Below are 6,604 nucleotides of genomic sequence, written 5' to 3' on the forward strand. Positions count from 1 at the left end.
ATCACAGCTCCACCAGCAGTGCTATTTCGTCACAGTCCGGGAATTTCGGGCACCTTATACAGTCTGCCCAGATCTTGTGGGGAAGTAAACTCTTATCCACCAATATGAACCCCAATTTCTCAAAGAATTTTGGTTGATACGTGAGGGTAAAGACCCGGTAAACACCAAGAGCAATCGCCTCTGAAAGACAATGTTCCACAAGCCGCCTGCCGATGCCCTGTTCCTGGTAGTCTTCGCGCACTGCCAAAGACTTCACCTCGGCCAGATCTTCCCAACATATATTGAGGGCCACGCAACCCACGATATTGTTATCGGACGCCTCCATTACGGTATAATCCCGCAGATGATCATATATCTCACTGAGAGAGCGCGGCAACAGCAGGCCCTGGTCTGCGAAGTGTGTCACTAAGACATGAATGGACCTTGCATCAGATATCTTGGCCTTCCGTATCATTTTTTCCTAATATGACTATTGAGTTAGCTCCGCATCATATGCTGATTGTAACGGATTATCCAATAATCAAAGACTATATATCGAAGCGGAGCTAACTCAATAGTCATATTTCCTAATTACTTACTACGGGTACGACATAAGACTTCAAGTTATATTTTTGGGCCAGTTTTTCTGCAAAGCTGGTGGCCTCTTCAACAGAATGGAACTTTCCGAGATGGACCCGGTAGAAGATTCCCTTTTCCGGACCCAGATCGGCCTTTCTGACCTCTGCTCGATAACCCTTATCTCTCCACCTTCCGGCCTCTTTGTCCGCCCGGCCCCTCTCTCCATAGGAAGCTATTTGCAACACAAAGTACACGTCCCTCTTCTTTGCTTCTCTGGTTTTTTTATGAGAAATATTGACATCACTGGTGTCGCCGTCCTTTTCTTTAACTGCCTGGGTATCCGGTTTAAGATCCTCCGAAGCCATGGTTTTTTCTGAAGCGGCAGGGATGACCCTTGCGGCTTCAGGCACTGCCCTTGCGGCAACCCGGGGCCGAAGCGACTCCTCCAGGCCGCGTCCGACCAGCTTTTGGCCAACCCAGAAACCCAAGATAAACACCCACAGAAAAATACATACACCAGATACGGACAGGGCAATAAGCCCTGCCCAACTGAGCTGAAACTGTATTTTTCTACTTTTTTTCCCGGTCCGAGCCATCTTCAAACCTCGTATTCAATTCATCAAACTTTAATTATATACGTCTAAAATGATCGGTTCCGGGTTCAAAGGTTCAAAGGTTACTGATATCCTACGGGAACTGTAAGCATTGAACCGTTCAACCCAGGGTATATTAAACTAAAAATTACATTTTTTCAGGAGCTGATACCCCCAGTAACCCCAGGCCCTTGCGAAGCACCCTTCTTGTCACATCTGCCATGAGGAGCCTGGCCTGAGTCAGATCCGGATCATCGGCGATAAATCGATGTCGCGTATAATAGCCATGCAGTTGACCCGCCAATTCTGTAAGATAATAACTGACGCGATACGGCTCAAGGGCAAGGGCGCTGTCAGCCACAAGGCAAGGGAATGCACTCAGTTGCTTCAAAAGCTTGATATCCTCCGTGGTGTTTAGCAGTGAGACATCAACATCCTTCGGCCCTGCGAGAGAAATGCCCTGCTCTATCGCATTCCTGAAAACGCTTGAAAGCCTGGCATGGGCATACTGTACATAATAAACGGGGTTTTCCTGGCTCTGGCTCCTGGCAAGATCCAGGTCAAAGTCCAAATGGCTGTCACATCTGCGGGTCAAAAATATGAACCGGGCAGCATCGCTGCCCACGTCATCCAGCAATTCCCGTAAGGTCACAAAATCGCCTTTCCTGGTTGACATGGCCTTAATCTTTCCCCCTTCCAGAAGATTGACAAGCTGTACGAGCAGAACCTGCAACTTATCTTCCTGATAACCCAAGGCCCTTATTGCCGCCTTCACCCTTGCCACGTATCCATGGTGATCAGCACCCCAGATGTCAACCAGAAGATCGTATCCCCTCTCCAGCTTATGTCTGTGGTATGCTATGTCTGAGGCAAAATAGGTAAGAGCTCCATTCGAACGTTTTACTACCCTGTCTTTTTCATCTCCAAGGGCAGCGGACCTGAACCACAATGCCCCTTCTTCCTCGAATATGCAGCCTTTATCCCGTAACTCCGAGATGGTTCTGTCAACCAGCCCGCTTTCATGAAGGGTTTTCTCACTAAACCAGTTGTCATAGTGGACCCTGAACTCCTCAAGATCTTTGCGTATGCCGGAGGCTATGATCTCTACGGCTTTATCAATAAAAAATATCAGGCAGGACTCCTGGGGCATATCCAGGTATCTATCCCCTTCTTCCAGGGCAATACTTAAGGCAATATCACGGATATAGTCCCCCTGATAATATTCTTCGGGAAATTCCACCTCATGCCCAAAATGTTCCAAATATCGTAAGTAAACAGAGGCCCCAAGGGTCCTCATCTGATTTCCCATGTCGTTGATGTAATACTCCCTTTCCACACTGAAACCAGCGGCCTTCAAGACCCTCGCGAGGGAATCGCCAACGGCTGCACCTCTACCGTGGCCTACATGCAGCGGCCCTGTCGGGTTGGCGCTTACAAACTCCAACAGTACCATCCGGCCGTTACCGGCATCGGACTCGCCGTAAGAATCTCCTGCCTCCCAAATGGCACGCAGGTTCTCCTGCCACCAGGTAGTGGCTATAAAAAAATTGAGAAAGCCCGGCCCCGCCACTTCGACCTTGTCAAACAGGGGATTGAACCTTAATGTTTTGGCCAGACAACCGGCTAGGTCCCTCGGTGACATCTTGGTCCTGGAGGCGGTAATCAGGGCCAAATTGCTGGCGAAATCGCCATGGACTTCCTGTTTTGGAGATACAACTTGATGTGATGCCGATACGGACACATCAGGAAACGTCCCTTCGGCAACACCTTCTCTATAGGCCTTCTCTACAGCCTCCTGTATCCTGTTGCGTAACACCTTTTCCTTCTCTCATATCTGTTTACAATACATTAAAATCCGGACCACTTACAGAATCAAAATAACATACAATTCAACATCCGGCCCCAAGGTTTGCTGAATAATTTGCATATGACTATTGAGTTAGCTCCGCATCATATGCTGATTATAACGGATTATCCAATAATCAAAGACTATATATCGAAGCGGAGCTGACTCAATAGTCATATAATTGCATTGGGACCATGGATCCCCTTTTCCGAGAGAATAATAAAAAAATCGCTGGGATTTATGAAAAACGAAGATTTAACTCTTGAAGAATATTTTCGGAAGAAAAGCCCCCTCTTTATTATGTATGTTTGAGAGGTTATGTGGCAGAAGAAGACACCGGCTTATTATTCGCCACTTGATTTATGCTACAATATATTCCTTTCAGAACAGGAGAATAGTTGCTGGCACAGGGACATGGTGCAAAAGGACAGGTGCGCTCACCTTGACCGTCTATCCAGAAAGTCGCATGCTTACAAAAGCTGTAACAGTTATCCGGGATACGGGGCTCAAAGTCTTTGCACATACTTTCGGATAATTCCTGGAGTTTACTGGAGAAAGCAAGAGTCTTGCCCAACATTCCTTCCGTATCGATCACTTTTATCTGGCCCTCTACTTCCTTATTATTATCCGTATCGGTCACTTTTACCCTCGCCTCAATTTCAAAAAATTAGATTCGTGAACCATTTACTGAAATTAATATCTTTTTCTTGGTTGGTCCGCAATAATTGTTTTAGAGCCTTACTATAAAAAAACTGTAAAAAACCCTGGTCTTCAACGTGCATAAGAGATATAAGGGAAACAGGTTGCCATTGCAAGGATTTTTTATATAGGAATCTGTTTCTCTAATGAGAGGCATGGCAAGGAGCGTATGGACTTCAGGAAAATAACTCAATTATTCAGGTAATTGCAAACGTGATACTTAAAAACAGGACCAACAAAAAAGTGGGGCGGAATGATCCATGCCCTTGTGGAAGCGGCCTGAAATATAAAAAATGTTGTCTTCTCAAGAAAGGCCCGAAACACCGTGATCTCAAAAATCTGTATTTACAGAAATACGGAATTCGGCTCAAGGAAAAGGAGGATATCGAAGGCATCAGAAAGACCGGACAACTGGTGCTGAAGATTCTGCAATTGGTGAAGGATGAGATCAGGCCCGGAATAACCACCGATGATATTAACACCCTGGTCCATGAATTCACCTTAAAAAATAATGCCGTCTCCGCGCCTCTTAATTACAGGGGTTTCCCCAAAAGCGTCTGTGTTTCCGTAAATGAGGTTGTCTGCCACGGAATCCCCGGTAAACGGGTCCTAAGAGACGGGGATATCGTGAATGTGGACGTAACTCCCATCTTGAACGGATATTATGCCGATGCAAACCGGACTTTTTTCGTGGGATCACCCGGTTCCCAGGCCCGGAAAATTGTCAAGGTTGCCCGCAAGAGTCTGAAGGTCGGCATGTCAATGGTTCGTCCTGGGAATACAATAGGAGATATAGGCTGGGCCATTCAAAAATATGCTGAAGGGGAAGGGTGCTCGGTGGTCAGGGAATTTGTTGGCCATGGCGTTGGGTTTGAATTCCATGAACCTCCTGAGGTCCCCCATTACGGCCTAAGAGGGAAAGGTATAGTCCTGGTCCCAGGTATGGTCTTTACAATTGAACCTATGATAAATCTGGGAAGAAGAAATATTTTGATATTGGAAGATAACTGGACGGTAGTAACCGAGGACGGATCGCTTTCTGCTCAATTTGAACAGACACTCGTTGTTACTGAAAACGGTTATAAGAGCCTGACACCTTTTGATCTGTGAGCCATGCCGATTGTCATTTATGTTGTTTGATTGCGATCTCATAGAAGTCCGCACCCGTTACGTCATTGATCACAATGGCCGGAAAGTCCTTGACCTTCATCCGGTACAGGGCCTCAGGACCCAACTCCGGAAACGCGATCAGCTCGCAGGACTCTATACAGTTCGCCAGATAGGCTCCGGCACCCCCTATTGCGGCAAAATACACGGCCCCGCGCTCTTTCATGGCAGCCCTTACCTCTGGAGAGCGCTTTCCCTTCCCCATTGTGGCAAGCACTCCTTCATCCAGTATGCGGGGTGTATAGGCATCCATTCGGTAACTGGTGGTGGGTCCTGCAGAGCCCACCGGCCTCCCTTGCGGGGCCGGGCAGGGACCGACATAGTATATTAACTGATCCTTGAGGTCCATAGGAAGGGAGACACCACTGTCTAACATTTCCACCAAGCGACGATGGGTCTGGTCCCGCCCCGTATAGACAAAACCGTTGAGCAACACCCAGTCACCGGCCCGAAGACCCGCTATAACCGATTCTGAGAACGGCAGGTCTATGCGAAAAGCCCTGTCCTTGAAGGCCGTGGGATGCCGGACATCATTTTCAAAGGACAAGTGGGGCTGGACCATCAGCCAAGAGCCATTCTTCCACCTTGCCGTGCAATGCCTGGCAGCGTGACACTGGATGTTTATTGCCAAGGGGAGGCTTGCTATATGACAGGGATAAATCTCCACTGCCACACCAAGTGACGTAACAGACCCGCCGAGTCCCAAGGGACCAATCCCAAGGCCGTTTACCTGAACAAAGATCCGGTCCTCCAGCCTTGCCACATCATCCCTTGAATTTTTTGAGCCCACAGGTCTCAACAAAGCCTTTTTGGCAAGCAGCGCAGCCTTCTCCATTGTTCCGCCAATACCTATGCCTATTATCCCCGGAGGACAGGGGTTCGGTCCGGCCCTTAGTATCTGATCCGCTACCGCTCTTACAATGCCATCCTTACCTGCCGAAGGCGGAAGCATCGTCACTGTACTCATATTTTCGCTTCCGCAGCCTTTTGGCAGTACAGAAATTTCTAAGGTATTACCGGCCACCGGCTCAATGTGGACGACTGCAGGGGTGTTGTCCCCCGTGTTTTCCCTGGTAACAGGATCGCAAACAGAGCATCTCAGGCGGCCCTCTGCTGTACCCAGGGCAATCCCCTCATTTACCGCCCCGGCCAGATCTCCTTCAATATTGACCTCCTGGCCTATTTTCACAAACACAACATCAATGCCTGTATCCTGACATATCGGGAGACCGGTCTGCCTGGCAAGCCTTGCGTTCTCTACTATAATATCCAGTGCCAGCCTGCCGTTTTGTGACTCCTCCTTCTCCCTCGCAACAAGGAGGGCTGACTCGACATCCTGTGGCAGTTCGCGATTTGCGGCCTGTACCAGCCTGCTTACTATTGAAGAAACTTCTCGTTGCGTTAAGCTCATTGTCTCCCTCAACAACCGATCGCCTGAGTGATCAAAGACAATTGGTCCCGGAGATACGCTGTCGTTATGAGGATAAAATAGCTGATGATTGACAAAGGGCAACTGATCACGAAACCCGTTTGGATATCCTGGTTGCGGCCAGGATCAATTCAAAGAAGCTGTCTCCGGATACAAGTAAATATTCGGTGAACCGGTGGTCTCAAGTAACCGTTCACAGGAAGGGGATATTTCTTTTCACTTCACACTTCAGCCCCTTGTTTTCTTAAGGCTTTTGACATGGGGGATGTCCTGCCCCCTCTGCATTCGCCTTATGCTGCGCTTAAGGCGATG

The 6,604-nt window shown here is 48.3% G+C and carries 6 protein-coding genes; 1 reads left to right on the top strand and 5 read right to left on the bottom strand.

All coding sequences use genetic code 11. The features are described from left to right. Nucleotide 1 precedes the first annotated feature (1 nt). The 4 genes from C4B57_05585 to C4B57_05600 all read right to left on the bottom strand — a co-directional run bounded on the left by C4B57_05585 (nucleotide 2) and on the right by C4B57_05600 (nucleotide 3,637). Complete coding sequence (locus C4B57_05585) at nucleotides 2-454, bottom strand: GNAT family N-acetyltransferase (GenBank protein PXF54801.1); 453 nt, start codon at nucleotides 452-454, stop codon at nucleotides 2-4. Between the two features lie 112 nt (nucleotides 455-566). Further along, on the bottom strand, nucleotides 567-1,154 hold the full coding sequence (locus tag C4B57_05590) for a hypothetical protein (GenBank protein PXF54802.1): 588 nt from the start codon (nucleotides 1,152-1,154) through the stop codon (nucleotides 567-569). Nucleotides 1,155-1,299: 145 nt separating this feature from the next. Further along, nucleotides 1,300-2,967 (bottom strand): arginine--tRNA ligase, encoded by a 1,668-nt coding sequence (locus C4B57_05595; GenBank protein ID PXF54803.1) that lies wholly within the window; start codon nucleotides 2,965-2,967, stop codon nucleotides 1,300-1,302. 346 nt (nucleotides 2,968-3,313) lie between these two features. Further along, nucleotides 3,314-3,637 carry a hypothetical protein gene (locus tag C4B57_05600; protein ID PXF54804.1) on the bottom strand — a complete coding sequence of 108 codons (324 nt, stop codon included), beginning with the start codon at nucleotides 3,635-3,637 and terminating at the stop codon, nucleotides 3,314-3,316. Between the two features lie 275 nt (nucleotides 3,638-3,912). Here C4B57_05600 and C4B57_05605 point away from each other — a divergent pair, with 275 nt between their 5' ends. Further along, nucleotides 3,913-4,806 (top strand): methionine aminopeptidase, encoded by an 894-nt coding sequence (locus C4B57_05605; GenBank protein ID PXF54858.1) that lies wholly within the window; start codon nucleotides 3,913-3,915, stop codon nucleotides 4,804-4,806. Nucleotides 4,807-4,819: 13 nt separating this feature from the next. Here C4B57_05605 and C4B57_05610 read toward each other — a convergent pair whose 3' ends face one another. Next, nucleotides 4,820-6,274: a fumarate hydratase gene (locus C4B57_05610; protein ID PXF54805.1), complete on the bottom strand. Its 1,455-nt coding sequence runs from the start codon at nucleotides 6,272-6,274 to the stop codon at nucleotides 4,820-4,822. Nucleotides 6,275-6,604 lie beyond the last annotated feature (330 nt).

This window comes from Deltaproteobacteria bacterium, from assembly GCA_003194485.1.
GTDB lineage: Bacteria > Desulfobacterota > Dissulfuribacteria > Dissulfuribacterales > UBA3076 > UBA3076.